Origin of the sequence: Rhizobium sp. GN54 (assembly GCF_021026345.1) — a bacterium.
Classification (GTDB): Bacteria; Pseudomonadota; Alphaproteobacteria; order Rhizobiales; family Rhizobiaceae; genus Mycoplana.
In genome coordinates, this window is sequence record NZ_JAJNCZ010000004.1 from 460762 (window position 1) to 486020 (window position 25259).

Below are 25259 nucleotides of genomic sequence, written 5' to 3' on the forward strand. Positions count from 1 at the left end.
CGCACAAATTCGCGGTCGCGCACAGGCGGTGCGCCGATGGTGCGCCTTGTCCGCTCAGAACGGATTCCAGGTGGGGTTGCGGGTGAGCTTGAGATAGCCGGCATTGATGCCGAGGCGCGCGCCGACGCCGGTCCGGATCGGCACGATTACCATGTTCTGCTCGGTCAGCACCGTCATGCCGACGCCGGCCACCACATAGGCCGCGCCGGAAACGCCGGCAAAGCGGGTGTAGAGGGCGTTCACGTCAGGCAGGTTGTAGACGAGCATCATCGTGCGGCTGCCCTGGCCGCCCCAGTCGAGGCCGAGCGACGGGCCCTGCCAGAAGACGGCATGGCTGCCAGCGTTCTTGGTGTTCATCTCGCCTTCGCCATAGGTCAGGCCGGCGACGAAGGCGCCTGAGCCCTCCTGGCCGAGGATGTAGCCGTTCGGCAGGCCGTAGGATTCGAAGGCCCGCTCCACCACCTTGGCGAGGCCGCCGGTAGTCGAGCCGAAGAAGCCGTGGCCGGCATCGACGATCTCCAGGGCAGAGTAGGTGGAGCCGCCGGCCGGCTGGGCCGCATAGGAGAGCGCAGGATGGGCGAGAACGAGGCCGCCAAATGCACCGCGCAGGACCGTCCTCCTGGTCAAATTCGAAACACGCATGTCTCTTCCCTCGTCATGGTTCGGGACGCTGTCATGGATTTCAATTTGACCGGATCGTGTTAACAATCGGTTTACCAAATGTGGTGTCTTTATGGCTGACTTCTAATTCAAACTGCTCCGCGCAACCTACGCGTGCTAAGTGGCAATTGAAAACATGCGCGCCCTGCCGGTCGCAAACGGGCTGCCGGCGGTTGCGGTCCTTGGAGAACTTTATGACGAAGAATCCGAACCTCACCCTGAGCGGCCCCGACCTTGCGGCGCTTCTCTGCAGCCGGGTCTGCCACGATGTCATTTCCCCGGTCGGTGCGATCAACAACGGGCTGGAACTGCTGGACGAGGGGGGCGCCGACGAGGACGCGATGGACCTGATCCGCACCAGCGCGCAGAACGCCTCGGTCAGGCTGAAATTCGCCCGGCTCGCCTTCGGCGCCTCGGGCTCGGTGGGGGCGTCGATCGACACCGGCGAGGCCGAGAAGGCCGCCCGCGATTTCGCCGCGGCAGAGAAGAAGACCGAGGTCACCTGGTCGGGACCGCGGGCGATCGTCGCCAAGAACCGCGTGAAGCTGCTCCTGAACCTCTTTCTCGTCGCCTATGGCGCGATCCCGCGCGGCGGCTCGGTCGACGTCACGCTGGAGCGTCCGGACCTCGACGCGGAGTTCCGGCTGACGGCGAAGGGCCGTATGCTGCGCGTGCCGCCGAAGTTCACCGAAATGCTCTCCGGCCAGCTCGAGGAAGCCGTCGACGCCCACTCCATCCAGCCCTACTACACCGTGCTGCTCGCCGACGAAGCGGGGATGAAGCTGGACGTGATCGCCTCGCCGGAGGAAATCACCTTCGTCGCCAGGATGGCCGCCGCCTGAGCGAATGCGAGACGTCGGCCGCCGGTCGGTAACCATTTATTTGCCAGGTAAGGCTACACTTGCTTCATAATCGGCCGTTCGTGTGAGCGGGGAACTGGAGCAGGTCATGCGTCGCATCATGATTGCGGATGGCTCGGATGTCGTCCGCAAGGTCGGAAAGAGGATCCTTTCGGGCCTCGACTATCTCGTGCTCGAAGCCTCCAACTCGCTCGAAGCCCTCGTCCGCTGCGAGGCCGACCTTCCGAACGTCGTGATCGTGGATTCGACGATGGACGGCGCACTCGAACTCATCGGCAACATCCGCATGCTGCCCAAGGGCGACACCGTCCGCATCTTCTATTGCGTGGTCGAGGCCGACCTCAGGAAGATGATGATGGGCAAGCGGGCAGGGGCGGACGACTTCCTGCTGAAGCCCTTCGACCGCAAGATCCTCACCAGCGTGTTCGCCAATCTCTCGATCGCCGCCTGACGCGCCGGCGCACGCCTGGCGGAGGACCCTTCCAGACCCACGACGCGGCAGCCTTCGCTGTCGCGTTTTTCATCCGTGCCGCTTCTCATAGCTCCACAACCGCAGGCAAAGAAAAACCCGCCGGTAAGGGCGGGTTCGTCGATGGAGCGGTGGAAGGCAGGCCGTATCAGGCGATTTCGGCGTATTCGCCGCCATCGGGCTCGCGCAGCACGTAGCCGCGGCCCCAGACCGTCTCGATGTAGTTGGCGCCGCCGGCGGCGTTCGCAAGCTTCTTGCGCAGCTTGCAGATGAAGACGTCGATGATCTTCAGCTCCGGTTCGTCCATGCCGCCATAGAGGTGGTTGAGGAACATTTCCTTCGTCAGCGTCGTGCCCTTGCGCAGCGAGAGCAGCTCGAGCATCTGGTATTCCTTGCCGGTCAGGTGCACCCGCTGGCCGCCGACCTCGACGGTCTTGGCATCCAGGTTGACGATCAGCTCGCCGGTGGTGATGACCGATTGCGCATGGCCCTTGGAGCGGCGGACGATGGCGTGGATGCGGGCCACGAGTTCGTCCTTGTGGAAGGGCTTGGTCATGTAGTCGTCTGCGCCGAAGCCGAGGCCGCGCACCTTGTCCTCGATGCCGGCCATGCCGGAGAGGATCAGGATCGGCGTCTTCACCTTGGCCAGACGCAGCGTGCGCAGCACTTCATAGCCCGACATGTCCGGAAGGTTCAGGTCGAGCAGGATGATGTCGTAGTCGTAGAGCTTGCCGAGATCGACACCCTCTTCGCCCAGATCAGTCGTATAGACATTGAAACTTTCGGATTTGAGCATCAACTCGATGCTCTGCGCCGTGGCGCTGTCGTCTTCAATGAGTAGTACGCGCATTTCCGTCCCCTTTTCCGCCGCTCAAGGTATCCTGGCCCCTCTACGCGATACGGATCCAGTCGTTGCCTGATTTGGAGGCTGCCACCGAATGGTTAACAAATTCTGATTCACTCTGGCAAGATGGATCGAAGTTGTTAAATAATTTTAGCAGCTCCCTGAATTCATATGGAAATTTCAAAGCGCGCTCCTCACGTTCATTGTGAGGAAATCGCGCTAAGCGACTCTTTCGACTCGTGATTACAAGGCCTACGGCATTTTGGGTTTTGCATTTACCGACCCTTAAATCATGACGCCTATGATTAACGATGCCCGTAAACGAAAGGTTACCAGCGGTAGGAATTCGTTAATATCGCAGAAATTTTTTCGAGAAGGCCGGTTCGTTCGGCCGGTTCGGGGCAAAAATGTCGGCCTGCTTCGCGGATCAGTATCACGCGAAGCATGCCTTTAGCTTGTGTGGTCGGGCGTCGCGCATGTCGTGTGCCGCCCGCCTGATGCCGGGGTCTCGCTATCCACGGGAGTATTGCGTATGAAGTCACGTGAGAGCCTTGTTCGTCTGAAGGAATTTCAGGTGAAGGAAAAGAGGCGGCAGCTGAGCCAGTTACAGATGATGATGTCCGAATTCGAACGGATGTCGAAGGAACTGGAAAGCCAGATCGCCATCGAAGAAAAGAAGTCGGGCATCTCCGACCCCAACCATTTTGCCTATCCGACCTTCGCCAAGGCCGCGCGGCAGCGTGCCGACAACCTTCTGGTCTCCATTCGCGAGCTGAAGGTGCAGCAGGACGCAGCCGAGCTCACCTTGGAGGAAGCGGAGGCCGAATTCGCCAAGGCCGCCGCCCTGGAAGAGCGCGACAACGCGATCCGCATCCGCGCCTGACGGGCGTCGGGAGCAAGGACGCCGAAGCAAAGGATGGACGCCGATGCGCCTCGGGCGCCGGCGATGCCGCTTGCAGGAAGAGCCCTCATGACCGCGATGCTGGCCGGTCATGAGGGCTCTTCTTTTGCGTATACGCCCTGGAATGCGCGCGGTCAGACGTTGACGACGTCGTTCCAGTCCGGGTGCCGCAGGGACTGGGCGCGCATGAACGGGCAGAGCGGAATGATCTTCCAGCCGCCGGCCCGCGCCTGCTCCACGGCGTGAAGGGCGAGCGCCTGGCCGACCCCACGTCCCCGCAGCGCGTCGGGAACGGCGGTGTGGTCGACGATGACGAGATGCGGCGAGGCGCGGGAATAGGTCATCTCCGACTGGTGGCCGTCGACGGTGACGGAGTAGCGCCCGTGCGAGCCGTTCTCTTCGCCCAGAATGTCCATGTCTGCGATCTCCGTTCCTTCTTCGGCCGTGCCTGCGATGCGGCCGGACGGAGAAGGACATAGGGTTTGTCCGCCGCCGCTCAAAGCCTTTCGTGCGAAAAAACTGTTGGAGCGCCGTGCCTCATCCGAGGGCATCCGCCGGCGGAGGCTGTGCGGACGAACGGGCGATGCTATGGATGCGTGAACCGAAACGAGGCAACGCATGGCTGCACTGGTCGTTCCCGCACTCCTTGTCCTTTCCGCGCTATCGCTCGGATTCGGCATGGTCCTGCCGCTCGTGCTGTTCGAGAAGCTCTATTTCTTCACCGAAGCGCCCTCGCTGCTCGGCATTATCGCCTCGCTCTGGCTGCAGGAGAACCGGATGCTTGCCGTGCTCGTCGGCCTGCTGTCGGTGGTCTTTCCGGTGGTCAAGCTGATCGGGGTCGCCTTCGAGGCGACGACGCCGCCGGGGAACGCGGTGCGCGACCGGTTGCTCGCCCGCCTGCTGCCGCTTCTCTCGCGCTGGTCGATGATGGATGTCGTACTGGTGGCGCTGGTGATCTTCTCGGCCAAGACCAGCGGCATGGCCGCGGCCTTCACGCAGCCGGGGCTCTGGTTCTATGCAGGCTCGGCGATACTGACGGGAATTCTGCAGATGCGGCTGCGGCCGCATTGAGTGCGGCCGCGGGGGTAATTTCTTTGCCGGTGAGGGCGGATCAGTGTCTGTACTGCTGGATGCGCGTGGTGCGCAGGCCTGCGAGGCCGTGGTCGTTGATCGAGGACTGCCAGGACAGGAATTCCTCGACCGTCAGCGTATAGCGCTCGCAGGCTTCCTCGAGGCTGAGCAGGCCCCCGCGGACAGCGGCGACGACTTCAGCCTTCCGGCGGATCACCCAGCGCCGCGTGTTCGCAGGCGGCAGGTCGGCGATCGTCAAAGGGCTGCCATCGGGGCCGATGACATACTTTACGCGGGGTCGTATCAATTCGGTCATAGGACTCTCTACTACACACAAGACCATATGGGCCGACTGTAGTTCGCCACATTTAAAATTTGCCTAAGCACATTGTAACAATTTGCTAAGAATTGGAGGGGTTACGGCGCGTAACTGCTTCGGACGCGGGCTCGGGACAGGCCCGCGTCGCAGCCGCCGGCATCCGGATTCGGGACGCCATGAGAATTGACCATTTTCATTTTTCCATCGCTTCTGGTAGACCCCGCACAAGTCAGGGGTGGTATCCGTTCGATCCAACCGCAGAGCTCCTGCAATATGCATGCGTCGTGTCGATCCGTGTTTTCGTCCCCGGGAATGCACAATCTTCCATGCATATGACACCGATACCGCGCACGCATCGGCGCAAGCCGGGCAGCGGTCGAGACGGCTTTGTGACCGCGGCGGCAATTGGAAGCACGAGATGAGACAGCCTGACGAGGTAACAACATTTCCGCACTGGTCGCCCGCCTTCCTCGCAGGGGCGCGGCTGGAGGAGGTCAGGACCGAATACGAGGTCCTGCAGCTCCTGCGGCGCTGCGCCAGCCATTTCGGGTTCGGCCATTTCCTGGTGGCGCGCCTGCCCGTCGGCGACCGCCGGCAGTTTTCGGAGCGCCTCGTGATCAGCAGCTGGCCGACCGAGCTGGTGCGCGGCTATGACGATCTCGACATCTATCACGAGAGCCGGCTGGCGACCGAGGTGGCGCAGACCAAGCGTCCCTTTCTCGGCGATGGCTCGCTGCTGGCGCCGAAGGATCCGGGCCCGGCGGCGGACGCCGCAGCCGCGCTCGCCGAGCGGCATGAGCTTGCCGTGTCGCTGGCGTTCCTGCTGCACACCACGGCCGGCGAGCCCTTCGCCATGGTCTTTTCCGGCAGCGAACCGCCGCGCGCCGGGGACGAACTGGCGCAGCTCTACTTTGCCGCCGTGCAACTGTTCGCCTGTCTGGAGCAGACGTTCGTCCGCAATCCGGTCGTGAAGGACAAGCTGTCGGGCCGCGAGATCGAATGCCTGCGCTGGGCGGCGGCGGGCAAGAGCAGCGACGAGATCGCCATCATCCTCGGCATCTCCGCCTACACCGTCTCGAGCTACTTCAAATCGGCGGCAAAGAAGCTGGGCGCGGTCAACCGGATGCAGGCGATCGCCTCGGCGATGCGGATGAAGCTGATCTGATCCGACGCGATCCGTGGCGGCGGCAGCCAGTTGGCGCGACGGCCCGCTGCCGGGCCCGCATCACTCTGCCGCGGCGTGCCGGGCCGGTCGAAATCGAGCCTTCTCTTGCCCCCGGCGGCGCAAGTTTCTATATGTCGCGACAAGTGCCCGCAGGCGGGCAGGGAAGGCCGCAAGCGATCGCCATTTTCAGCATCCCGGCACGACCCCTTGGACAATTCCGGATGGACAGCGTGAACAGTCTCGATTTCGACAGGAAGCCAGAAGATACGCGCGTCGTCGTCGCCATGTCGGGCGGGGTGGATTCGTCCGTCGTCGCCGGCCTGCTCAAGCGGGAGGGCTATGACGTTCTCGGCATCACGCTGCAGCTCTACGACCACGGCGCGGCCGTTCACCGCGCCGGCTCGTGCTGCGCCGGCCAGGACATCGATGATGCGCGCCGTGTCTGCGAGACGCTCGGCATTCCCCACTACGTGCTCGACTACGAGAAGCGGTTCCGCGAGACGGTGATCAATCCGTTTGCCGAGAGCTATATCGCCGGCGAGACGCCGATCCCCTGCGTCGCCTGCAATCAGACGGTCAAGTTCGCCGATCTGCTGGCGACCGCGCGGGAGCTCGGCGCCGATGCGCTGGCGACCGGCCACTATATCCGCTCGCGGCCGAACCCTGCGCCGGACGACCCGGCGCGCCGGGCGCTCTACCGCCCCGTGGATGCCGAGCGCGACCAGAGCTATTTCCTCTTCGCCACCACCCAGGAGCAGATCGACTACCTGCGCTTCCCGCTCGGGCACCTGTCCAAGGCGGAGACGCGTGCGCTCGCCGAGGAAATGGGCCTCGTCGTCGCCAAGAAGGCCGACAGTCAGGACATCTGCTTCGTGCCGCAGGGCAAGTATTCCGACATCGTCGCCAAGCTGAAGCCGAATGCGGCGCTTTCCGGCGACATCGTCCATATCGACGGGCGCGTGCTCGGCCGGCACGAGGGCATCCTGCACTATACGATCGGCCAGCGGCGCGGCATCGGCATTGCGACCGGCGAGCCGCTCTACGTCGTCTATCTCGACGCGCGCTCGCGCCGGGTGATCGTCGGCCCGAAGGAGGCGCTGGACACGCGCCGGCTCTATCTGCGCGACGTCAACTGGCTCGGCGACGGCGAACTGATGGCCGTCGCAACCGGGGGCTTCTCCTGCTTTGCCAAGGTGCGCTCGACCCGCCCGCCGCGCCCGGCGGTGCTGCACCGCGACGAAGAGGGCCTCTATGTGGAGCTGGCGGAGGGCGAGGCCGGCGTCGCCCCGGGCCAGGCCTGCGCGCTCTATTCGGGCGAGGGCGAGGACGCGCGCGTCTACGGTGGCGGGTTCATCGCCCGTTCGGAGCGTGAATCGTCGGCGGAAGCCGCGTTGAAGCGCATCCTGTCCAGCCCCGTCGCGGCCTGAGACGGCCAATTCACAAGCCGTTGCACGGTCGCGCACTTTTGCCGGAAACGGTGCTTGACACTCTGGGGACAGGCACCCTATAAGCCGCCCGTCCCGAACGGAAAACACAAGCAAAGTTTCCCGTTTCGCCCGGCGGCGGAGTAGCTCAGTAGGTTAGAGCAGAGGAATCATAATCCTTGTGTCGGGGGTTCGAATCCCTCCTCCGCTACCATCTCTCCCTCCAACCTTGTTAGGAGTTGGGGGAGACGGCCAGAACGGATCTTCGCTACCATTTATCTTCTTGTCCGGCCCGGAGACATAGGTAACGGAACGTACCTAAGACATCGGCGACAACCTCGTGCCGAACGGGTTGTCGATGATCTGCAGGGTTCTCTGTTCCAGGTCGATGTATCCCAGATCACAGTGCATGAAGCCTGCGCGCCAAATGTGGTCGTCGCTGGTCCTTGGTCACGTTGAGGCGCTCAGCCCGCTGCTGCCAGCGGGAGGTCGACCGTGTCACCCAGGTGCCCGGTACAGCGCTACCTTTCTTGCAGGGCGGCCGCCGGTTGCTGGCTTGCTGTCGAGGAAGCTGGCGTTTGCGCCAGTAGAAAAATCCGCATTGTCGCGCGCCACGGGATGAAATTTCCCAATAATTGACCGTTCTCGAGGATGATTAGATTTTTCTTCTGTCCCATCGCGGTTTTCCGTTGAGCCTGTCGCGGGAAAATAGTATATAAATATTATGGATTATCGAGGCGCAACCGAAAGAGGCGGACGGATGGACTATTCCGGTTTGATGCCCCGTGCGGGCCGATCGTGTTGTTGTGCGTTGCTTTGTACCGGGTTCCGTTTCTAGCCGCCTTCGAGGGCGGTTTCCGCAAAGCATTTTGAAGAGCAACGTCATGAGCAAGCAAGTCATCGAATATGCGGGCGTGCCCGTCGGCATCGCCATCCCGGAAGAGGGCGCGCTGCGTTTCGTCGCCGTCAAGTTCCATGTCTTCGACCTGGACCAGCGCCGGTTCGCGACCCTCGGCCAACTCCAGGGCGCGGTCCATACGCACATGTCCTCCACCGAACGGCTGGCGGCCTGAGGAGGGCAGGCCCGCTTCGCGTCATCCGATCGGTGCTGTTCCATGGCGTGCGATCTGCGGATGATTTTTCCGGCCCCGCGCCTTCAAGGCGAAGGACGGGTGCTTGCCGGATGAGAAAAGCCGCGGCCGGGATGAGCCGGGCGCGGCTTTCGTTTCTCATGATCACGGGCGGTGCGATGCCTTAGAGAATGAAGTCCCCGGCCTTCAGGCTCACCAGACTGTCTAGGTGAAGAACGAAGTCAGCCTTGCCGTCGCCATTGACGTCGCCATAGATGTAGGTGTCCTTCTTTTCCTTGACATAACGCAGTTCGCCGTCGGTCTTGGAGAACTTGTCGGTGCCGACGAAGTCGAACGCCTGGTTGCCCTTCTTGCCGGTGTTGGCGTCAATGCCGGAAAAATCGATATGATCCTTCTCCTTGCGCGAGAAGTCGAAGATCGTGTCGGTCTTGCCTTTCGACTTGGACAGTTCCGAGACGGACTTGAACACGAAGGTGTCGGCTCCCTTGCCGCCGTAGAGGTCGTCCGCTCCCTTTCCGCCGGTCAGCACGTCCTTGCCGGCGCCGCCGGTCAGAACGTTGGCCTTGCCGTCACCGGTCAGCTTGTCGGCATAGCGTGAGCCGGTCAGGTTCTCGATCGAGACGTAGACGTCGCCCTTCGCGTCGCCCTTGTTGCTCGAAGCCTTGGCGAGGCTGGCGGTGATGCCCTTCGTCGCATCCTGATAGGAGGCCGTATCCTTGCCGGCACCGCCGTCCAGCCGGTCGCCGCCCTTGCCGCCGATCAGGATGTCGTTGCCCGCCCCGCCCTTCAGGTGGTCGTTGCCGGCATAACCGTAAATCGTCGTCTTGGTGCTCCCCCCGGTAAGAACGTCGGCACCCGACGTGCCTTTGAGGACCGACTGATCCGAAACGGCCGACAGGACGAATTTTCCTGTCGTCGTGGAATACTGCCCGGCGACGTCGAGATAGACCGTGCCGCTGCTTGTGGCCTTGAACTCGATGAGCGCCTTGCTGTCGGAATCGTAGGCGATGCGATTGCCGTTCGCGTCACGAAGGTTCAGGAGAATTCCGTCCGCGCCGGCGCTTCCGGTGCCGCTGGCGGAAAACTGATAGGTGACGCCGGACTTGACGGAAAAGGCATACCAGTCGCTGTCGCGCTCGACGTCGATCTGGCCTGTGAGACTCGTTCCGACAGCGAGGCTGCGATCGGTGCCGGCATTGTTGACGACCGTATCGAAGCCGTTGTTCGATATCACGTAGCCTCCGATATCCGAACTGTCCGTGACCGAGACGAAATAGGTGCCGCTATTCTTTGCGGTGAAGGTGACCAGCCCGACCGGGGAGGAGTAGTTCGTTTCTCCCGCGATGACGTTCCCGTTGGAGTCGCGAAGGTGGATGTCGCCGTCCGGCAACTTCGACGCGCCCGTTCCGGCCACCTTGAAGGCATAACTGATGCCCGCCTGCAGTGTGACCTTGAACCAGTCGGCGTCGCCCCTCACGTCAATGCTGCTGGCGATCGTCTTGCCTTGCCCGAGAACGGCGGTGGTGGCTGTGTTGCGCAGGATGGTGTCGTTTCCAAGCCAGGTCAGCTTGTAGTTTCCGGTGTCAACCGTGTCGGTGACCTCTACGAAGTAGGTGCCCGACTGGCTGGCGGCGTGCGCGATCGATGTGCTGCTGTTGCTGTAGTTGGTGTTGGTGACAATCCTGGTGCCATTGGCATCGCGCAGATGGATGTCGGGGTCCGGCAAGGACGTCGTCGTCCCGTCGCCGCTGACGGCAAAGCCGTAGTCGAGGCCGGCCTTCAGGCTCACCTTGAACCAGTCGGAATCACCCGACACGTCGATGGCGCTGCTGACGGTCCCCCCCTGCGAAAGCGTCGCGGTGGTAGAAATGTCGCGCCGGATCGTATCGTTTCCAAGCCAGGTGAGGACATATTTTCCAAGGTCGATGGTGTCGGAGACGCCCACGTAGAAGGTGCCGCCGGTGGCTGCGGAGTAATTGAGGCTCGTGCTGCTGTTGCTGTAGTTGGTGCTGCCTGCGATCCTGTTGCCGGTGGCGTCGTAGAGATAGAGGTCTGGGTCCGGCAGGGAGGTGCCTGATCCATCGCCGGATACACGGAAGCCGTAACTAAGGCCCGACGAGAACGTGGCGCGATACCAATCGCTGTCTCCGGAGGTGGTCAGTTCACCATTGACGATCTGCCCTTGTGCAATGGTAGCGGTCGTCGTGGTGTTTCCGGGAATTGATGACATAAATGGAACTCCTTGAATCCTGACGTAAAATACCGTTCGGTGAATATTCGACGCCTTCCGCAGACGCAAGTCGTCGTGAAGTGCTGGCGGCTGCTTTTGCAGCACACGGGCGGGCGCATTCCCCGGGCAAAATGCACATCTGTGGATTGCCGGGATTGTGCAACTTCTGATTTTCGCTTGGAGGCGGACGCAGAAAAGCCGCGGCCGGGGTGAACCGGGCGCGGCTTTTGTTTTTCATGGTCACGGGTGGTGCGATGACCTGGGCGTCAGGGTTGGCAAGGGCTGTGTGTCGGCCCTGCAGCCATCCCGTCAGGTTGGCCTGTTACCCTTGGGCGACCGTCTGGCGCTGGAGGCCGAGGCCTGCGATGGTGACTTCCATGCGGTCGCCGGGTTTCAGATAGCGCGGCGGCTTCATGCCCATGCCGACGCCCGGCGGCGTGCCGGTGGTGATCACGTCGCCCGGTTCGAGGATCATGAACTGCGAGATGTAGTGGACGAGGAAGGGCACCTTGTAGACCATCGTGGCGGTGGAGCCGTCCTGTACCGTCTCGCCGTTGACGCTGAGCTTCATGGAAAGGTCGGCGGTATCGACCTCGTCGGCGGTGACGAGCCAGGGGCCGATCGGGCCGAAGGTCGGGCAGCCCTTGCCCTTCATCCACTGGCCGCTGCGCTCGGTCTGGTAGGCGCGCTCGGAGATGTCGTTGCAGATGCAGTAGCCGGCAACGTAGTCGAGCGCCTCGGCCTCCGAGACGTAGGAGGCGCGCTCGCCGATGACGATCGCGAGTTCGACTTCCCAGTCGGTCTTCTCCGAACCGCGGGGGATGAGGATCGTGTCGTCGGGACCGACGACGCAGGACGGGGCCTTGTTGAACAGCACCGGCTCGGGCGGGACGGCCATGCCGCTCTCGGCGGCGTGGTCGGCATAGTTCAGGCCGACGGCGATGAAGTTGCCGACGCGGCCGACGCAGGCGCCGAAGCGTTCGCCTGCGGGGGCGAGCGGGAGGCTTGCCGGGTCCAGCGACCGCAGCCGCTTCAGGCTTTCGCGGCCGAGCACCTCGCCGGCAATGTCGGGGACGACGGCCGAGAGATCGCGCACCTTGCCCTCGGCGTCGAGAAGACCAGGCTTCTCCGCTCCCGGCTTTCCATAGCGAACCAGTTTCATGTGACAACCTCCATCAGGTGCGGCGCCGCTCTGCGAGGGACGCTCGGTTCGAATTCTGTTGCGCTCCAACTTCCATGAGTCTTACAAGGTGTCAATGATTTTCGAAAATCCGTGCCATTTGGCAAAAAAATGAAGGACGACGCGGATGGCCGCAGACAGGCCGACTGGAAAGACCCTTGCCGGCGAAGCCTATGAGCGCATCCGCGGGGCGATCCAGGACGGCCGCCTGCGCCCCGGCGACAGGATGCGCTTTTCTGACCTGCAGGCCCTGTGCACGATGAGCGTGACGCCGGTGCGCGAGGCGCTGGCGCGACTGACGGCAGAAGGGTTCACGGTGCTGGACGATCACCGCGGCTTCAGCGTCGCGCCACTGTCCTTGTCCGAACTGCGCGACATCACCGCCAATCGCAAGCTTTGCGAGGGCGAGGCGCTGCGGCTGTCGATCGAGAGGGGGGATGGCCAGTGGGAGGCGCGCCTCGTTGCCGCGCATCACCTGCTGGCGCGGGTACCGCAGGGGCGCGACGACATGCCCTCGGTCATCCGTGACGACTGGGACGAGCGCCATGCCGCCTTCCACCGGGCGCTGATCTCCGCCTGCGGTTCGCCGATCCTGCTCGACACATGCCTGCGCCTCTTCGGCCATGCCGGCCGGTACCGGCGCGTGTCGGTCAGCCTGTCGGGCAGGCGACGCGACGCGGATGCCGAACACAGGCAGTTGATGGACCTTGCGCTCGCGCGCGACGGGGCAGGGGCGGTCGCCGCCCTGCATGCGCACTACCAGGGCACGGCCGACGCCCTGGAGGCCTTCTTCGACGGCAGGAACGCCTGAAGCCAGCCTGCACCGATATCGAGGCGATTGCGCGGGACCGGCTGCCGGCCACCGGCAGCGCCGCAATCCGCGAGCGATGCCCGGGCATCGTCCTGCCTGGCATGAGATCGGCTACCGGCGCCGTCGCGACCGTGCCTGCATGCCGGAACGAAAATGCCCCGGCAACCGCATGGTTCCGGGGCATTCTGGTTTGGCGGCCTTGCGCTCGTTACTGCGTGGCTGCGACCTTGCGGCCGGGGGCCGGCGTCGGCACGGGCGTCTCGATCGCCGAGCCGCCGCCGATCGCCACGTTGAGCGAGACGTAGTCGTTGGCAAGCGAGCGAATGGACGAGGCCAGTGTCAGGCGGCTGTTTGCGACGTTGCGCTCGGCGTCGAGGACGTCGAGGATCGTGCTGGCGCCGCCGCGATAGCTTTCACGCGCGAGCGACAGGGCCTCCTCGTTCGAGGCCACGAGCCTGCGAAGTGCGGCAACGGTCTGGTAGTCGCGGATAAGCGCGGTCTGCGCGTTCTCCACCTCTTCCACGGCGTTCAGCACGGTCTGCTTCCAGGCGAAATACTGCTGCTTGGCGACCGAATCGGCGATGTCGACTTGCGCACGCAGGGCGCCGCCGTTGAAGATCGGCACGGTCAGCGTCGGGCCGAACGACCATGAGGTGACGTTGCCCGTGATCGCGCTGATCGTGCGCGCGGCGCCGATGGTGCCGTCGAGCGTCAGGCTCGGATAGAGCTGCGATTCGGCAACGCCGATCTGGGCCGTGGCCGCGGCCAGGTTCCGTTCGGCCGCGCGGATGTCCGGGCGGTTGCGGATGAGGTCGGCGGGAACGCCGACGCGGGTCGAATGGCGAGGCGTCGGCTGGGGGCCGGCCTTGATGAGCTGCGGCGTGATGGTCGCGGCCGGCACGCCGAGCAACGTCGCCGCGCGGTTGGCGGACTGGTAGAAGCCCGTCTCCAGCGGCGGGATTTCCGCCAGCGTCTGGTTGACGAGGCCCTCGGCCTGCACGACGTCGAGGCTGGAGGCGGCACCCGCGGCGCGGATGTCCTGCGTCAGCTTCAGCGTTTCCCGGCGCGACTGCAGGTTCAGCCGGTTCAGCGCCAGCGCCTCCTGGAAGAAGCGGGCGCTGATATAGGTGGTCGTCAGCTCGTTGAGATAGGCGAGCCGGGCGACGTTGACGTTGTCGTAGGCGGCATCGAGCGAGGCGTTGGCGGATTCGCGCGCCCGGCGGTATTGTCCGAAGAAGTCGAGCAGCCAGGAGGCGCCGGCGCTGCCGGCCAGGTCCTTCGACTGCGTATGCCATACGCCGGACTGCCTCTGGAGCAGCGAACCGTCCTGTCCCGATGCGGTGGCGTTGCCGCCGGCATTGATCTGCGGCAGCCCGCCGGCGCCGGCGAGGATCACGTTCGCCTGCGCCTCGGAGATGCGCTCCAGCGATTGCAGGACGTCGAGGTTTTCGTTCATCCCGCGGGAAACAAGCTCATTGAGGCGCTTGTCGCGGAAGTTTTCCCACCATGGATCCAGCGTGGTGTCGCCTGCCGATTTCCCGGCGGCTTCCGAGAACTTGCCCGGCAGGGCGGTATCGGGCGCCTGGTAGTCCGGCCCCACGACGCATCCGCTGAGCAGCAACATCGTCAGCGGCAGTAGGGATTTTACAATCTTCATGTTTTTCCCCGAACCGCTCAACACCGCGGCTCACAATCTCGAGTCCAATTGGCGATTCGCGCATCATCCACGTGTCATGGTTAACGCACTTTCAACGGGGCGACGCCATGGCCGGCTCCGCCCAGAATCATCGAGCACAACATAACTACGCAAAAAACCTTGCCAATGGGTTTTCGTCCGTCGTTCATCCGGAATCGCGAGTAATTCACGCCATATGTTGCGTTTTGGTCCCGGTTTTGGTGTCACAGATACGCCTTAGGATCGATTTGCAACTGTGGCGAATACGTCTTTTGCGTGAAAATTTTGCGGCTTCCGGATGGTGGTTCCGCCCAGAAAAAGAGCGAATGCCCAAAATATGTGGAATGCAAGCTCATTTCTCTGTCGTGCTGCATGTGCGAAGAATTTTCCGCCAAACCAATTGTCATATGATTTCGGCGCAAAAATTTCCCAAAAAACGAGGGGTCGAGTTGACAAGGCGAGTTGTATCGCCTATCTCATCGAACGTAGCCGAGGGGCTATCCCTATAGAGCTGTCCAACCTCTCCACGCCGCCACCATGGCGTGTGGCCCAACCAAGGGAGTGTGAATATGCATCGCAATGCCAACACCGCTTCCGCTGGTGATATTTTCTCCTGTCGCGGAACGAAATTCGGAATGAAACTTTCGGCCCTCCGCCGAATGTAACGTTCTCTACTTCGAACGATACGCAAGAATGATGTTCGCTGTGCTTGCGCATGGCAGGAGTTACTATGGAAAAGCAAGTTATCGAGATCGGCGGGGAAGCCGTCGGGGTCGTCGTTCCGGACCAGGACAGGTTGAAGTTCGTCGCCGTCAAGTATCATGTGTGGGATCTGGATTCGAAGCGGTTCAATTCCGCAGACGAAGTCCGTGACGCGATCCGCAAGCTGATGAGCGATCCGGCCGCCGCCGGCCCTCGCACCACTGGCGGCCTCACCGCCGCCTGACACTCTCCCCAAAGCTTCGATCTGGCGTGGACATCGCCAGCGTCGTCCCTACATCCGTCCTATCGACCGCCGCCCCTTCGGAATAGGGTGGCGTTCTCCTTCAACAGACCCGACGGATGGATACCTGCCATGCCACATCCCGCCTTCACTCCCTCGAATGTCGCCGTCGTCACCGGTGCCGCCTCCGGCATCGGGCTGGCGGCGGCGAAACGGTTTGCCGGGCTCGGCATGCGTGTCGTGCTCGCCGACCTCGGCGGGCCGCGCCTCGATGCGGCAACCGCCATCGTCGCCCGCGATGCTGCCGGCGGGGAGAAGGACGTGCTGGCGGTGGCTGCGGATGTTTCCGATCCCGCCTCGGTGGAGGGGCTGCAGGAGACCGCGCGGGCGCGTTTCGGCCGGGTTCACGTGCTGATGAACAATGCCGGCGTCCAGCCCGGCAGCACAATTATGGGGCCGCGCGAGAATTGGGAAAAGGTGCTGGGCGTCAATCTGTGGGGCGTGATCAACGGCTGCCAGGCGTTCGTACCGGGCATGCTGGAGCACGGCGATGCCGCGGTCGTCATCAACACCGGCTCCAAGCAGGGGATCACCACCCCGCCCGGCGATCCCGCCTACAACGTTTCCAAGGCCGGCGTGAAGGTCTTTACCGAGGCGCTCCAGCACGACCTGCGGAACCGTGGCGGCTGCAAGGTCAGCGCTCACCTCTTCATTCCCGGCTTCGTCTTCTCAGGGATGACGTCGAACGGCAGGACCGAGAAGCCCGAAGGCGCCTGGACGCCCGAGCAGACGCTCGAGTTCATGATGGAGAGCCTGGCCCGCGGCGACTTCTACATCCTCTGCCCGGACAACGAAGTGGCCCGGTCGACCGACGAGAAACGCATCCTCTGGGCTGCCGGCGATATCGTCGAGAACCGGCCGCCGCTGTCGCGCTGGCATCCGGAATTCGGCCCGGCCTTCAAGGCCTGGATCGAGAGGAAGTGACGAGCACGCGATCTTCGTTCGCAAATGGTGAACGGTGCTGTCACCGGCATCGGGCTGTCGCGGCGGCGTGAAACCTGATTGTCTGTGGCTGAACGGAGGACGGCCATGACCAGCGGCATACACCACATCACCGCGATCACGCGAAAGATCCAGGCGAACGTCGATTTCTACGTCGGCTTCCTCGGGTTGCGGCTCGTCAAGCGGACGGCCGGCTTCGAGGATGCGGACCAGTTGCATCTCATCTATGGCGGCGGCACCGGGGCGCCCGGCACGCTCTTGACGTTTCTCTCCTGGGAGGACGGTTCGCCCGGCCGCGTCGGCACGGGGCAGGCGGCAGAGATCGCGCTTTCGATAGCGCCCGAATCGATCGGCTTCTGGCTGACGCGGGCGCTGACGTACAATATCCAGACGACCGGACCGGCACAGGAGTTCGGCGAGCCGGTGCTGCGGCTGAAGGATCCGGACGGGATCATCGTCAAGCTCGTCGGCGAGGCGGACGTTCAGCCGGTCGATCCCTGGCCGGCGTCCGGCATTGCCGCGGCGGATGCGATCCTGCGCATCCGCGGCGCCACGATCTTCAGCGAGAAGCCGGAGGATACGGCGGCGTTTCTCACCCGCCACTTCGGCTTCCGGCCGGTTGCGGCTGCCAACGGCATCCGCCGGCTGGCAAGCGATGTCGCCGACATCCTCGACATTCGCGATGCCGCCGGCTTCTGGACCTCGGCGCCCGGCACCGGCACGATCGACCATATCGCCTTGCGGGCGGTCGACCGGGACACGGTCGAGCGTGCCGGGACCGTGCTGCAGGCCGAAGGCGCCGGCGACATCAACATGCATGACCGCACCTATTTCTATTCGCTCTATGTGCGCGAACCCGGCGGGGCGCTGATCGAATATGCCTCGGACGGGCCGGGCATGTTCGTCGACGAGCCGCCGGAGACACTCGGCACCAGGCTGTTCGTGCCCGCGCATCTCCATGCCGATCCGGCCGACGTCCGGGCGCGGCTGCCCCAGTTTTCCCTTCCAGGAGAAGAAAGAATGACCGAACGGGACCTGCCTTTCATCCATCGCGTCCACCGCCCCGAGAAGGGGGACGGCAGCACGCTGGTGCTGCTGCACGGCACCGGCGGTAACGAAACCACGCTCCTTCCCTTCGGCGCGCGCGTCGCGCCCAATGCAACGCTCGTCAGCCTGCGCGGACGCAGCAACGACGAGGGGTATCCGCGATTCTTCCGGCGGCTGACCATGACGACGTTCGACCAGGCGGAGATCGCTTCCGAGGCCGAAGCGCTGGTCGCCTTCATCGCCGAGGCGAACGCGGCCTACGGGCTCGATCCGGCCCGCACCGTCTTCCTCGGCTATTCCAACGGCGCCAACATGCTGGGGGCGATCATGCAGTTGCATCCCGGCGTCATCCGCAACGCGGTGCTGCTGCGGGGCATGAACGCACTGGAAGCGCCGCAGGATGCGGATCTGACCGGAACGAACGTGCTGATGGTAACGGGGCAGTCCGATCCCTACGGCCCGCATGCCCAGGAGATCGAGAAACGCCTTTCGGAGGCCGGCGCCAGCGTCGAGAACCGCGTCCTGCCCGCCGGGCACGATATCGGCCTGCCCGACGTCGAACTGGCACGGGCGTTCATGGAGAAGGTGACGAAATAGCCTCAGGGCTGCCAACGGGCCTGTGAATGGAGAAACACCCTCTTTCCCCGCCGGGAAGAGGGTGTTTCCGTTCGAGATACAGGCGGCCGTTCGCCGGCCGGGCCGTCGGCCTTAACTCCGGGCCTCCCGCACGAAAGCTGCAAAACCCTCGACGAAGGTACGAAGGCGCTTTTCGGTCGCCTCGTCGATGATCTTTCCGTGCTCGTCGAAGACCGATCCGGCTTTGGACACCATCAGCTTGGTCCCGAACCAGGGGCGGGTGCCGAGCGTGCGCATGATCGGCAGCCAGGCTTCCTGGGACAGAAGTGTCCCGAAATTGCCGGGCGAGGCGCCGGTAGTGGCGAAGGGCTTGCCGGCAAAGATGCGGGGGATGTCGGACGAGGGCCGCGTCATCCAGTCGAGCGCGTTCTTGAACACGCCGGGGATGGCGTTGTTGTATTCGGGCGTGAACAGCATGACCCCGTCCGCCTCCGCCACCAGTTCCTTCAGCACCGTCGCGGCGGCCGGCACGCCGTGCGCCGTCTCCTCGTCGCCGTCATAGAGCGGGATGCCGCGGATCGTGCCTTCGACGATCGTGACCCCCTCGGGCGCCATCGCGATCGCGGCGCGCATCAGGGCGGTGTTGTAGGACGCCTTGCGCAGGCTGCCTGAAATCGCCACGAGCTTGGTCATCATTGTCTCTCCTCATATAGGGGCCGGGCCGCTTCCCGCGGATGAATCATCGCCCGGCGATCAAACGAAAACCCCGGCAGGAAGGCAATGTTCCTGCCGGGGTTTTCCATGTCCGGTGCCGCGGTCGCCCCGGTTCAGCCTAGACGATGACGAGCGGTTTCAGGCGGGCCTCGATCTGCTCGCGGCGCGGCTCGAGGAAGGGCGGCAGCGAGAGGCTTTCGCCGAGCGTCTCCAGCGGTTCGTCGACGGCGAATCCCGGCCCGTCGGTGGCGAGTTCGAACAGCACGCCGTTCGGCTCGCGGAAATAGAGCGAGCGGAAGTAGTATCGCTCGACCTCGCCACTGGAGGGCACGCGGAAACCGCGAACCCGCTCGGTCCAGGCATGCAGCGCCTCGATGTCGGGAACGCGGAAGGCGACGTGATGGACGGCGCCCGCACCCTGATGGGCCGCCGGCAGGTCGGGTTCGACGGCGACGTGCAGTTCGGCCGCCGGCCCGCCTTCGCCCATCGAAAAGACATGGACGTCGCCGGTGCCGTCCGGCGAGGGATAGGTCGACGTCTGCCTCATGTTCATCACCTGCACCAGCACGGTCTCGGTGTTGCGGATGTCCGGCACGCTGATCGTGATCGGGCCGAGACCCTTGATCTGATGCTCGGCGGGAACCGGGCTTCGGTCCCAGGGATGCGAGGGCGCGCCGCTGTCGTCCACGGTGAGGCGGAAGCGCTGGCCCTCCTGGTCCTCGAAGTCGAGTGTCTGGCGGCCGGCGACGTCGCGGATCTCACCGGACTTCACCTTCAGGTCGTCGAACCGCGCCTTCCACCAGCGCAGGCTTTCAGCGCTGCCGACGCGCAGGCCGGTGCGGCTGATGCTGTGGGTGCCGCGGCGTTCGCGCCCGACCGGCCAGTCGAAGAAGGTCAGGTCGGTGCCCGGCGAGGCAAGGCCGTCGGCATAGAAGAGATGGTAGGCGCTGGTGTCGTCCTGATTGACGGTCTTCTTCACCAGGCGCAGGCCGAGCGTCTGCGTATAGAAGTGCAGGTTCTCGGACGCGTTCGCGGTGATTGCGGTCAGGTGATGGATGCCGGTCAGTTGCATGGTCATGGGGTGCTCCTGCCATTGGGGAAGGCCGCTCTCAAGGTGCGGCGGTGAGCCCAATATCGCCCCGACCGGCGTTTCCTTGAAGTGGACGGACGGAGAACGCTCCGTTCTCTATTGCTGAACGCAGCCGGTCTGCGATCTCGGGCGCGCCGGCGCCGGCCGTGGTAAATCTTCCGTTGCCATGCGTCGTTTTTGTGCATCGCAAAATCGGAGGGCGCAGCTTTGCCGTGAAAATAGGCGCGGGCTTCTGCAATCTGCGCGGCAGGGCCCGGTTTTGATGGCCGAACGACGCCTGATTGCCTTTGGCACGAATCCTGCTTTCCCTATGGCAGGTCCAGAGGGGACCGCCGAAGAGAAGCGTCCTAGAAGACTGCTCCGGGAATGCCGTCGTCCAGCGCAGAGAGAGCCAGAAAGGCTCCCGCCCTGGCGGCGGCATTTTTGTTTCCGCCACCACCACCGGCCACAATCTGTCTGCAAATCCCCCGGCGGGACAGGATCAATCGTCGCGGCCGCCGGCCAGGACCAGCCTGACGTTGTTCTGGTCGAGCATGCGGCGGATGTCGGACGGCGGCTCCTCGTCGGTCACCAGCATGTCGTAGGTATCGGGCGGGGCGATCGTGATCGGGGCCGAGCGGCCGAACTTCTGCGCATCGGCGACAATGATCCGGTTCTGCGCCTGCCGCGCGGCGATGCGGGAGACGTCGGCCTCCTGCATGTCCTGCAGCATGAAGCCGGAACGGGCGTTGATCGCGGTGACCGACAGGATGGCATGCTGCAGGTTGAAGCGCTCGATATAGCCCAGCGCCTCGACGCCGAAGGTGCCGGCATCATGGGCGCGCAGTTCGCCGCCGGCGAAATAGACCCGGTTGTTGTTGCGAGTGGCGAGCGTATGGGCGACGGAGAGCGAATTGGTCACGATGAAGAGATCGTGGTGCTTCTGCAGGGCGACGGCGATGAAGGCGGTCGTCGAGCCGATGTCGAGGAACAGGCTGTCGCCGTTCTTGACCATCGTCGCGACCTTCGCCGCGATCAGGCGCTTCGGCTCGGGGTTCACGTTCATGCGGAAGTGCAGCGGCTGCTCGGTTGCGCTGTCGGTGATGTGCACGCCGCCATGCACCTTGGTCACCAGGCCGTTTGCCTCGAGCGTGCGGATGTTGCGGCGGATGGTCTCTTCGGACACGCCCAGGCGGTCGGCCAGAAACTGGATGCGGCTGGAGCCGCCGGCAAGGCGCAGTTCGTCCAGGATCTCGCGCTCGCGATGATTGGAAAGGGTCGGGGTGGCGGGCGTCGTGTCCATGCTCTTCCTTGTGCCGGCATGCCGACGGAGGCCATGCCTGACGCGGATCCGGTGAACCATCATAAATGTGAATGTCGCCGGTTATCCGTATTTCGGGCAGAAAACCCAAAGAAACCACGCAGCATTGGCCATCATGGATCATATCTTACGACAAAAAGCCATGACGATGTTCGTTTTTGTGGAAAATTCTTGACAGTTTTCCGCGAGTGCGGGAACGTCTGCGGAAAAGACAGGCGTGCCGAATGGGCGCCGGGGAACGATGGCAGATGGACCCAGCCGCGCAGGAGATGATCCGCTCGCTGCCGTTTTGGAACGGGCAGCCCGAAATTGCCGTTCTCAAGGGCGGCATCACCAATACGAACTACAAGGTCGTCGACGGCGGCCGCGCCTATGTCGTCCGGCTCGGCGACGATATCCCGGTCCATCAGATCAGCCGGCAGAACGAGGTCTCCGCCAGCCGGGCGGCGCATGCGGCGGGCGTTTCTCCCGCAGTCATCCATCACCAGCCCGGCGTCCTCGTGCTCGACTATGTGCCCGGCAGGACGCTCGAGCCCGAGGACATCCGCTCGCAGGCCTGTCTGGAGCGCATCGTCCCATTGCTGCGACGGTGCCACCGTGAGACCGGGCGCCACTATCGCGGGCCGGCGATGATCTTCTGGGCCTTCCACGTCATCGAGGACTATGCCGCAACGCTCGCCGGCGCCTCCAGCCCTCACGTCGCGAGGCTGGAGGAACTGCTGGCGATGTCCCGCCTGCTGGAAGCGAGCGCCGGGCCCTATGATATCGTCTTCGGCCACAACGACCTTTTGGCGTCGAACGTCATCGACGACGGCGAGAGGCTCTGGCTGATCGACTGGGACTATGCCGGATACAACACGCCACTGTTCGACCTCGGCGGCCTCGCCTCCAACAACGACCTTGGCGAAGAGCAGGAGAAGTGGCTGCTGGAGACCTATTTCGAGCAGCCGCTCACCGACGACCTCTGGCGACGCTACCAGGCGATGAAGTGCGCGTCGCTGCTGCGCGAGACGCTGTGGAGCATGGTGTCGGAGCTGCACTCGACCATCGATTTCGATTATGCCGCCTATAGCATGGACAACCTCGACCGGTTCTTCCGGGCGTTCGCGTTCTTCATGAAGGCAAGACCGTAGGGGAGCGGGAGACCATGGAGGAGCTCCCGGGGAGCGCACGGGCCGTCGTCATCGGCGGCGGTATCATCGGATGTTCGACAGCCTATCATCTGGCCAAGCTCGGCTGGACGGATACCGTTCTGCTGGAGCGCCACAAGCTGACCTCCGGCACCACCTTCCATGCGGCGGGCCTGGTGGGCCAGTTGCGCACGAGCGCGAACATCACGCAGTTGCTCGGATACTCGGTGGAACTCTATCGCAATCTCGAGGCCGAAACCGGGCTGGCGAGCGGCTGGAAGATGAACGGCGGGCTGCGGCTCGCCTGCAACGAGGAGCGGTGGGCGGAGGTGCGGCGTCAGGCGACGACAGCGCGGTCCTTCGGCCTGGAGATGCAGTTGCTGACGCCGAAGGAGGCGCAGGACCTCTGGCCGCTGATGGCGATCGACGACCTGGTCGGTGCCGCTTTCCTGCCGACGGACGGGCAGGCCAACCCCACGGACATCACCCAGGCGCTGGCGCGGGGCGCCACCTTGGCTGGAGTGTCGATCTTCGAGGACACGGAGGTGACGGATCTCGAGATCGATGACGGGCGGATCCGGGCGGTCGTCACCGCCCGCGGGCGGATCGCATGCGAGCGGGTGGTCGTCTGCGCGGGGCAGTGGACGCGCGCCTTCGCCGCCCGTTTCGGCGTCAACGTGCCGCTGGTGCCGATGGAGCACCAGTATCTCGTCACCGAAGCCTTCGGCGTACCCTCCGACCTGCCGACGCTGCGCGATCCCGACCGGCTGACCTATTATAAAGAAGAGGTCGGCGGGCTGGTGATGGGCGGCTACGAGCCCAACCCCGCGCCCTGGGCGGTGAACGGCATACCGGAGGGCTTTCATTTCAGCCTGCTCAATCCGGATCTCGAGCGGTTCGAGCAGATCATGGAACTGGCGCTCGGGCGGGTGCCGGCTCTGCGGACGGCCGGCGTGAAGCAAATGCTGAACGGGCCCGAGAGCTTCACGCCGGACGGAAACTTCATCCTCGGCGAGGCGCCGGCGCTGCGCAATTTCTTCGTCGGCGCCGGCTTCAACGCCTTCGGCATCGCCTCGGCCGGCGGCGCTGGCATGGCGCTTGCACAATGGGTGGCCGAGGGCGAACCGCCCTTCGATCTCTGGCCCGTCGATGTCAGGCGCTTCGGCCGGCCGCATTTCGACGGCGACTGGATCAGGCGGCGCACCGTCGAGGCCTACGGCAAGCACTACACGATGGCCTGGCCGTCGGAGGAGCATTCTAGCGCCAGGCCCTTTCGCACCTCGCCGCTCTACGAGCGGCTCAAGGCGCAGGGCGCCTGCTTCGGCGAGAAACTTGGATGGGAGCGGCCGAACTGGTTTGCCGATCTCGAAGCCGGCGAAGCGCCGCGCGACGTCTATACCTATGGGCGGCCGAACTGGTTTTCCGCCGTCGCCCGCGAGCACCGGGCCGTGCGGGAGGCGGCCGCCGTCTTCGACCAGACCTCGTTTGCCAAGTTCTCGCTGAAGGGGAGGGACGCCGAGCGGGCGCTGTCGTGGATCGCCGCCAACGATGTGGCCAAGGCGCCCGGCTCCGTCGCCTACACCCAGATGCTCAACGACCATGGCGGCATCGAATGCGACCTGACGGTCGCAAGGCTCGCCGAGGACGCGTATTACATCGTGACGGGCACCGGCTTTGCCACGCATGATTTCGACTGGATCGCCCGCAGCATCCCCGCCGGCCTCGATGCGCGGCTGGAGGACGTGACGGAGACACTCTCGGTGCTGGTCCTGACGGGGCCGGCCTCGCGCACCGTCCTGCAGAAGGTCTGCGACGACGATCTTTCCAACGCGGCCTTTCCTTTTTCCACCGTGCGCTCGATCACGGTGGCCGGCCGCCCGGTGTGCGCCATCCGGGTCAGCTATACCGGGGAGCTTGGCTATGAACTGCACCTGGCGATGAGCGACGCGCCGGCCGTTTACGACGCGCTGATGGCGGCGGGCCGGGCGGACGGACTTGCGAACGCCGGCTACCGGGCGCTGGAAACCTGCCGGCTGGAAAAGGGATACCGGTACTGGGGCGTCGACGTCGGGCCCGATCATACGCCGATCGAGGCCGGCCTCGGCTTTGCGGTGAGGCGGGGCGGGTCGGTCGATTTCCGCGGGCAGGCGGCGATCGAGCGGCAGAGGCGGGAAGGCGTCAGCAAGATGCTCGTCTGCTTCGTCCCGGAGGATCCGGCGGTGATTCTGCTCGGCCGCGAGACGATCTACCGCAACGGCGAAAGGGCCGGCTGGCTGACGAGCGGCGGCTTCGGCCACACGATCGGCCGTCCGATCGGCCTCGGCTACGTTCGCAATCCCGACGGTGTCGACCGCGCCTATGCGCTCTCCGGCCGCTACGAACTGGGCGTTGGCGGTGAACGCTTCCCCTGCACGCCGCACCTGGAACCCCTGCACGATCCGGAGGGCAGGCGGCTGCGCAGCTGAGGCGGCCCGGCCCCGTCCTGCGCCCGCGATTCCGCAGATTTTGCGGCGCGACGGTGGCGCGGAGGGGCACGAGAGATCGCTAGAATGTTACCTATTTTCCTCACTCCTTTGGAAAACCTACTGGAAAAGCCGTCATTTAGCCGGTTGCCGAGGAAACGACTTTTCTTGGCGTAACGAATGTGCAAGGGATTTGCTCCAAGGTGACGCGGAGGCCCATGGACGGTCTCTGGGACAGATCATGGTGGGACATTGACTATTTCCATCGTTGGATTTGATGGAGCGGACCTCGGTC

23 protein-coding genes, 1 tRNA gene and 1 pseudogene are annotated in these 25259 nt (G+C 64.1%); 14 read left to right on the forward strand and 11 right to left on the reverse strand.

The window, feature by feature from the left end; genetic code table 11:
- Positions 1 to 54: 54 nt before the first annotated feature.
- Positions 55 to 642 (reverse strand): DUF1134 domain-containing protein, encoded by a 588-nt coding sequence (locus LQK81_RS14185; RefSeq protein ID WP_230806999.1) that lies wholly within the window; start codon positions 640 to 642, stop codon positions 55 to 57.
- Positions 643 to 854: 212 nt separating this feature from the next.
- Between LQK81_RS14185 and chpT the strand changes: the two genes are divergently transcribed.
- Together chpT and LQK81_RS14195 are read left to right on the forward strand one after the other, a co-directional pair.
- Entirely contained in the window at positions 855 to 1502 is a 648-nt protein-coding gene (gene chpT, locus LQK81_RS14190; protein ID WP_230807000.1) for a histidine phosphotransferase ChpT, read from the forward strand.
- 106 nt (positions 1503 to 1608) lie between these two features.
- Positions 1609 to 1971 carry a response regulator gene (locus LQK81_RS14195; RefSeq protein WP_230807001.1) on the forward strand — a complete coding sequence of 121 codons (363 nt, stop codon included), beginning with the start codon at positions 1609 to 1611 and terminating at the stop codon, positions 1969 to 1971.
- Positions 1972 to 2137: 166 nt separating this feature from the next.
- Here the strand turns inward: LQK81_RS14195 and ctrA are convergent, their stop codons facing one another.
- Positions 2138 to 2839, reverse strand: a complete 702-nt coding sequence (ctrA, locus tag LQK81_RS14200) for a response regulator transcription factor CtrA (RefSeq protein ID WP_230807002.1) — start codon at positions 2837 to 2839, stop codon at positions 2138 to 2140.
- Positions 2840 to 3365: 526 nt separating this feature from the next.
- Here ctrA and LQK81_RS14205 point away from each other — a divergent pair.
- Positions 3366 to 3716 carry a flagellar export protein FliJ gene (locus LQK81_RS14205; RefSeq protein ID WP_230807003.1) on the forward strand — a complete coding sequence of 117 codons (351 nt, stop codon included), beginning with the start codon at positions 3366 to 3368 and terminating at the stop codon, positions 3714 to 3716.
- Between the two features lie 152 nt (positions 3717 to 3868).
- On the opposite strand, the gene LQK81_RS14210 is transcribed toward LQK81_RS14205, so the two are convergent.
- A complete protein-coding gene (locus LQK81_RS14210; RefSeq protein WP_230807004.1) occupies positions 3869 to 4150 on the reverse strand; it encodes a GNAT family N-acetyltransferase in 282 nt (93 codons plus the stop codon).
- A 202-nt stretch (positions 4151 to 4352) separates the two neighbouring features.
- Between LQK81_RS14210 and LQK81_RS14215 the strand changes: the two genes are divergently transcribed.
- A complete protein-coding gene (locus tag LQK81_RS14215) occupies positions 4353 to 4805 on the forward strand; it encodes a paraquat-inducible protein A (RefSeq protein ID WP_230807005.1) in 453 nt (150 codons plus the stop codon).
- A gap of 40 nt (positions 4806 to 4845) precedes the next feature.
- On the opposite strand, the gene sciP is transcribed toward LQK81_RS14215, so the two are convergent.
- Positions 4846 to 5121 (reverse strand): CtrA inhibitor SciP, encoded by a 276-nt coding sequence (sciP, locus tag LQK81_RS14220; RefSeq protein WP_007769470.1) that lies wholly within the window; start codon positions 5119 to 5121, stop codon positions 4846 to 4848.
- Between the two features lie 421 nt (positions 5122 to 5542).
- Here sciP and LQK81_RS14225 point away from each other — a divergent pair, with 421 nt between their 5' ends.
- The 3 genes from LQK81_RS14225 (at position 5543) to LQK81_RS14235 (ending at position 7927) form a co-directional block, all read left to right on the forward strand.
- Positions 5543 to 6289: a helix-turn-helix transcriptional regulator gene (locus LQK81_RS14225; protein WP_230807006.1), complete on the forward strand. Its 747-nt coding sequence runs from the start codon at positions 5543 to 5545 to the stop codon at positions 6287 to 6289.
- A 230-nt stretch (positions 6290 to 6519) separates the two neighbouring features.
- A complete protein-coding gene (gene mnmA, locus LQK81_RS14230; RefSeq protein WP_230807007.1) occupies positions 6520 to 7716 on the forward strand; it encodes a tRNA 2-thiouridine(34) synthase MnmA in 1197 nt (398 codons plus the stop codon).
- 134 nt (positions 7717 to 7850) lie between these two features.
- Positions 7851 to 7927, forward strand: a tRNA-Met gene (locus LQK81_RS14235).
- A 307-nt stretch (positions 7928 to 8234) separates the two neighbouring features.
- On the opposite strand, the gene LQK81_RS14240 is transcribed toward LQK81_RS14235, so the two are convergent.
- Positions 8235 to 8390 carry a hypothetical protein gene (locus tag LQK81_RS14240; RefSeq protein ID WP_230807008.1) on the reverse strand — a complete coding sequence of 52 codons (156 nt, stop codon included), beginning with the start codon at positions 8388 to 8390 and terminating at the stop codon, positions 8235 to 8237.
- Between the two features lie 207 nt (positions 8391 to 8597).
- Between LQK81_RS14240 and LQK81_RS14245 the strand changes: the two genes are divergently transcribed.
- The gene (locus tag LQK81_RS14245) at positions 8598 to 8786 is read left to right on the forward strand and encodes a hypothetical protein (RefSeq protein ID WP_230807009.1); all 189 of its coding nucleotides are present in this window, start codon (positions 8598 to 8600) and stop codon (positions 8784 to 8786) included.
- A gap of 181 nt (positions 8787 to 8967) precedes the next feature.
- On the opposite strand, the gene LQK81_RS14250 is transcribed toward LQK81_RS14245, so the two are convergent.
- Both LQK81_RS14250 and LQK81_RS14255 read right to left on the reverse strand, forming a co-directional pair.
- A complete protein-coding gene (locus LQK81_RS14250) occupies positions 8968 to 11034 on the reverse strand; it encodes a calcium-binding protein (RefSeq protein WP_230807010.1) in 2067 nt (688 codons plus the stop codon).
- Between the two features lie 322 nt (positions 11035 to 11356).
- Positions 11357 to 12196 carry a fumarylacetoacetate hydrolase family protein gene (locus LQK81_RS14255; RefSeq protein WP_230807011.1) on the reverse strand — a complete coding sequence of 280 codons (840 nt, stop codon included), beginning with the start codon at positions 12194 to 12196 and terminating at the stop codon, positions 11357 to 11359.
- 145 nt (positions 12197 to 12341) lie between these two features.
- Between LQK81_RS14255 and LQK81_RS14260 the strand changes: the two genes are divergently transcribed.
- On the forward strand, positions 12342 to 13025 hold the full coding sequence (locus LQK81_RS14260) for a GntR family transcriptional regulator (RefSeq protein ID WP_230807012.1): 684 nt from the start codon (positions 12342 to 12344) through the stop codon (positions 13023 to 13025).
- A 208-nt stretch (positions 13026 to 13233) separates the two neighbouring features.
- On the opposite strand, the gene LQK81_RS14265 is transcribed toward LQK81_RS14260, so the two are convergent.
- A complete protein-coding gene (locus LQK81_RS14265; RefSeq protein ID WP_230807013.1) occupies positions 13234 to 14682 on the reverse strand; it encodes an efflux transporter outer membrane subunit in 1449 nt (482 codons plus the stop codon).
- Positions 14683 to 15430: 748 nt separating this feature from the next.
- On the opposite strand from LQK81_RS14265, the gene LQK81_RS14270 reads away from it, so the two are divergent.
- The 3 genes from LQK81_RS14270 to LQK81_RS14280 all read left to right on the forward strand — a co-directional run bounded on the left by LQK81_RS14270 (position 15431) and on the right by LQK81_RS14280 (position 18289).
- Positions 15431 to 15646 (forward strand): hypothetical protein, encoded by a 216-nt coding sequence (locus LQK81_RS14270; RefSeq protein ID WP_230807014.1) that lies wholly within the window; start codon positions 15431 to 15433, stop codon positions 15644 to 15646.
- A 129-nt stretch (positions 15647 to 15775) separates the two neighbouring features.
- Complete coding sequence (locus tag LQK81_RS14275) at positions 15776 to 16627, forward strand: SDR family NAD(P)-dependent oxidoreductase (protein ID WP_230807015.1); 852 nt, start codon at positions 15776 to 15778, stop codon at positions 16625 to 16627.
- Between the two features lie 105 nt (positions 16628 to 16732).
- The gene (locus LQK81_RS14280) at positions 16733 to 18289 is read left to right on the forward strand and encodes a VOC family protein (protein WP_230807016.1); all 1557 of its coding nucleotides are present in this window, start codon (positions 16733 to 16735) and stop codon (positions 18287 to 18289) included.
- A 111-nt stretch (positions 18290 to 18400) separates the two neighbouring features.
- Here the strand turns inward: LQK81_RS14280 and LQK81_RS14285 are convergent, their stop codons facing one another.
- The 3 genes from LQK81_RS14285 to LQK81_RS14295 all read right to left on the reverse strand — a co-directional run bounded on the left by LQK81_RS14285 (position 18401) and on the right by LQK81_RS14295 (position 21354).
- Positions 18401 to 18961, reverse strand: a complete 561-nt coding sequence (locus LQK81_RS14285) for an NADPH-dependent FMN reductase (RefSeq protein ID WP_230807017.1) — start codon at positions 18959 to 18961, stop codon at positions 18401 to 18403.
- Between the two features lie 139 nt (positions 18962 to 19100).
- Complete coding sequence (locus tag LQK81_RS14290; RefSeq protein WP_230807018.1) at positions 19101 to 20060, reverse strand: ring-cleaving dioxygenase; 960 nt, start codon at positions 20058 to 20060, stop codon at positions 19101 to 19103.
- A 493-nt stretch (positions 20061 to 20553) separates the two neighbouring features.
- Positions 20554 to 21354, reverse strand: coding sequence for a DeoR/GlpR family DNA-binding transcription regulator (locus tag LQK81_RS14295; RefSeq protein ID WP_230807019.1), 801 nt, complete (start codon positions 21352 to 21354; stop codon positions 20554 to 20556).
- 266 nt (positions 21355 to 21620) lie between these two features.
- On the opposite strand from LQK81_RS14295, the gene LQK81_RS14300 reads away from it, so the two are divergent.
- A complete protein-coding gene (locus LQK81_RS14300; protein WP_230807020.1) occupies positions 21621 to 22505 on the forward strand; it encodes a phosphotransferase in 885 nt (294 codons plus the stop codon).
- Positions 22506 to 22516: 11 nt separating this feature from the next.
- Positions 22517 to 24967, forward strand: a pseudogene (locus LQK81_RS14305) (GcvT family protein); the annotation flags it as partial.
- Between the last annotated feature and the right edge of the window lie 292 nt (positions 24968 to 25259).

Coding starts and splice junctions, on each gene's coding strand:
- LQK81_RS14205 (WP_230807003.1), top strand. CDS start 3,366: ATGAAGTCACGTGAGAGCCTTGTTCGTCTGAAGGAATTTCAGGTGAAG.
- ctrA (WP_230807002.1), bottom strand. CDS start 2,839: ATGCGCGTACTACTCATTGAAGACGACAGCGCCACGGCGCAGAGCATC.
- LQK81_RS14240 (WP_230807008.1), bottom strand. CDS start 8,390: ATGGGACAGAAGAAAAATCTAATCATCCTCGAGAACGGTCAATTATTG.
- LQK81_RS14300 (WP_230807020.1), top strand. CDS start 21,621: ATGGACCCAGCCGCGCAGGAGATGATCCGCTCGCTGCCGTTTTGGAAC.
- LQK81_RS14285 (WP_230807017.1), bottom strand. CDS start 18,961: ATGACCAAGCTCGTGGCGATTTCAGGCAGCCTGCGCAAGGCGTCCTAC.
- LQK81_RS14270 (WP_230807014.1), top strand. CDS start 15,431: ATGGAAAAGCAAGTTATCGAGATCGGCGGGGAAGCCGTCGGGGTCGTC.
- LQK81_RS14295 (WP_230807019.1), bottom strand. CDS start 21,354: ATGGACACGACGCCCGCCACCCCGACCCTTTCCAATCATCGCGAGCGC.
- LQK81_RS14195 (WP_230807001.1), top strand. CDS start 1,609: ATGCGTCGCATCATGATTGCGGATGGCTCGGATGTCGTCCGCAAGGTC.
- LQK81_RS14275 (WP_230807015.1), top strand. CDS start 15,776: ATGCCACATCCCGCCTTCACTCCCTCGAATGTCGCCGTCGTCACCGGT.
- LQK81_RS14260 (WP_230807012.1), top strand. CDS start 12,342: ATGGCCGCAGACAGGCCGACTGGAAAGACCCTTGCCGGCGAAGCCTAT.
- LQK81_RS14280 (WP_230807016.1), top strand. CDS start 16,733: ATGACCAGCGGCATACACCACATCACCGCGATCACGCGAAAGATCCAG.
- LQK81_RS14265 (WP_230807013.1), bottom strand. CDS start 14,682: ATGAAGATTGTAAAATCCCTACTGCCGCTGACGATGTTGCTGCTCAGC.
- LQK81_RS14290 (WP_230807018.1), bottom strand. CDS start 20,060: ATGACCATGCAACTGACCGGCATCCATCACCTGACCGCAATCACCGCG.
- LQK81_RS14210 (WP_230807004.1), bottom strand. CDS start 4,150: ATGGACATTCTGGGCGAAGAGAACGGCTCGCACGGGCGCTACTCCGTC.
- LQK81_RS14185 (WP_230806999.1), bottom strand. CDS start 642: ATGCGTGTTTCGAATTTGACCAGGAGGACGGTCCTGCGCGGTGCATTT.
- sciP (WP_007769470.1), bottom strand. CDS start 5,121: ATGACCGAATTGATACGACCCCGCGTAAAGTATGTCATCGGCCCCGAT.
- LQK81_RS14250 (WP_230807010.1), bottom strand. CDS start 11,034: ATGTCATCAATTCCCGGAAACACCACGACGACCGCTACCATTGCACAA.
- chpT (WP_230807000.1), top strand. CDS start 855: ATGACGAAGAATCCGAACCTCACCCTGAGCGGCCCCGACCTTGCGGCG.
- LQK81_RS14255 (WP_230807011.1), bottom strand. CDS start 12,196: ATGAAACTGGTTCGCTATGGAAAGCCGGGAGCGGAGAAGCCTGGTCTT.
- LQK81_RS14225 (WP_230807006.1), top strand. CDS start 5,543: ATGAGACAGCCTGACGAGGTAACAACATTTCCGCACTGGTCGCCCGCC.
- LQK81_RS14215 (WP_230807005.1), top strand. CDS start 4,353: ATGGCTGCACTGGTCGTTCCCGCACTCCTTGTCCTTTCCGCGCTATCG.
- LQK81_RS14245 (WP_230807009.1), top strand. CDS start 8,598: ATGAGCAAGCAAGTCATCGAATATGCGGGCGTGCCCGTCGGCATCGCC.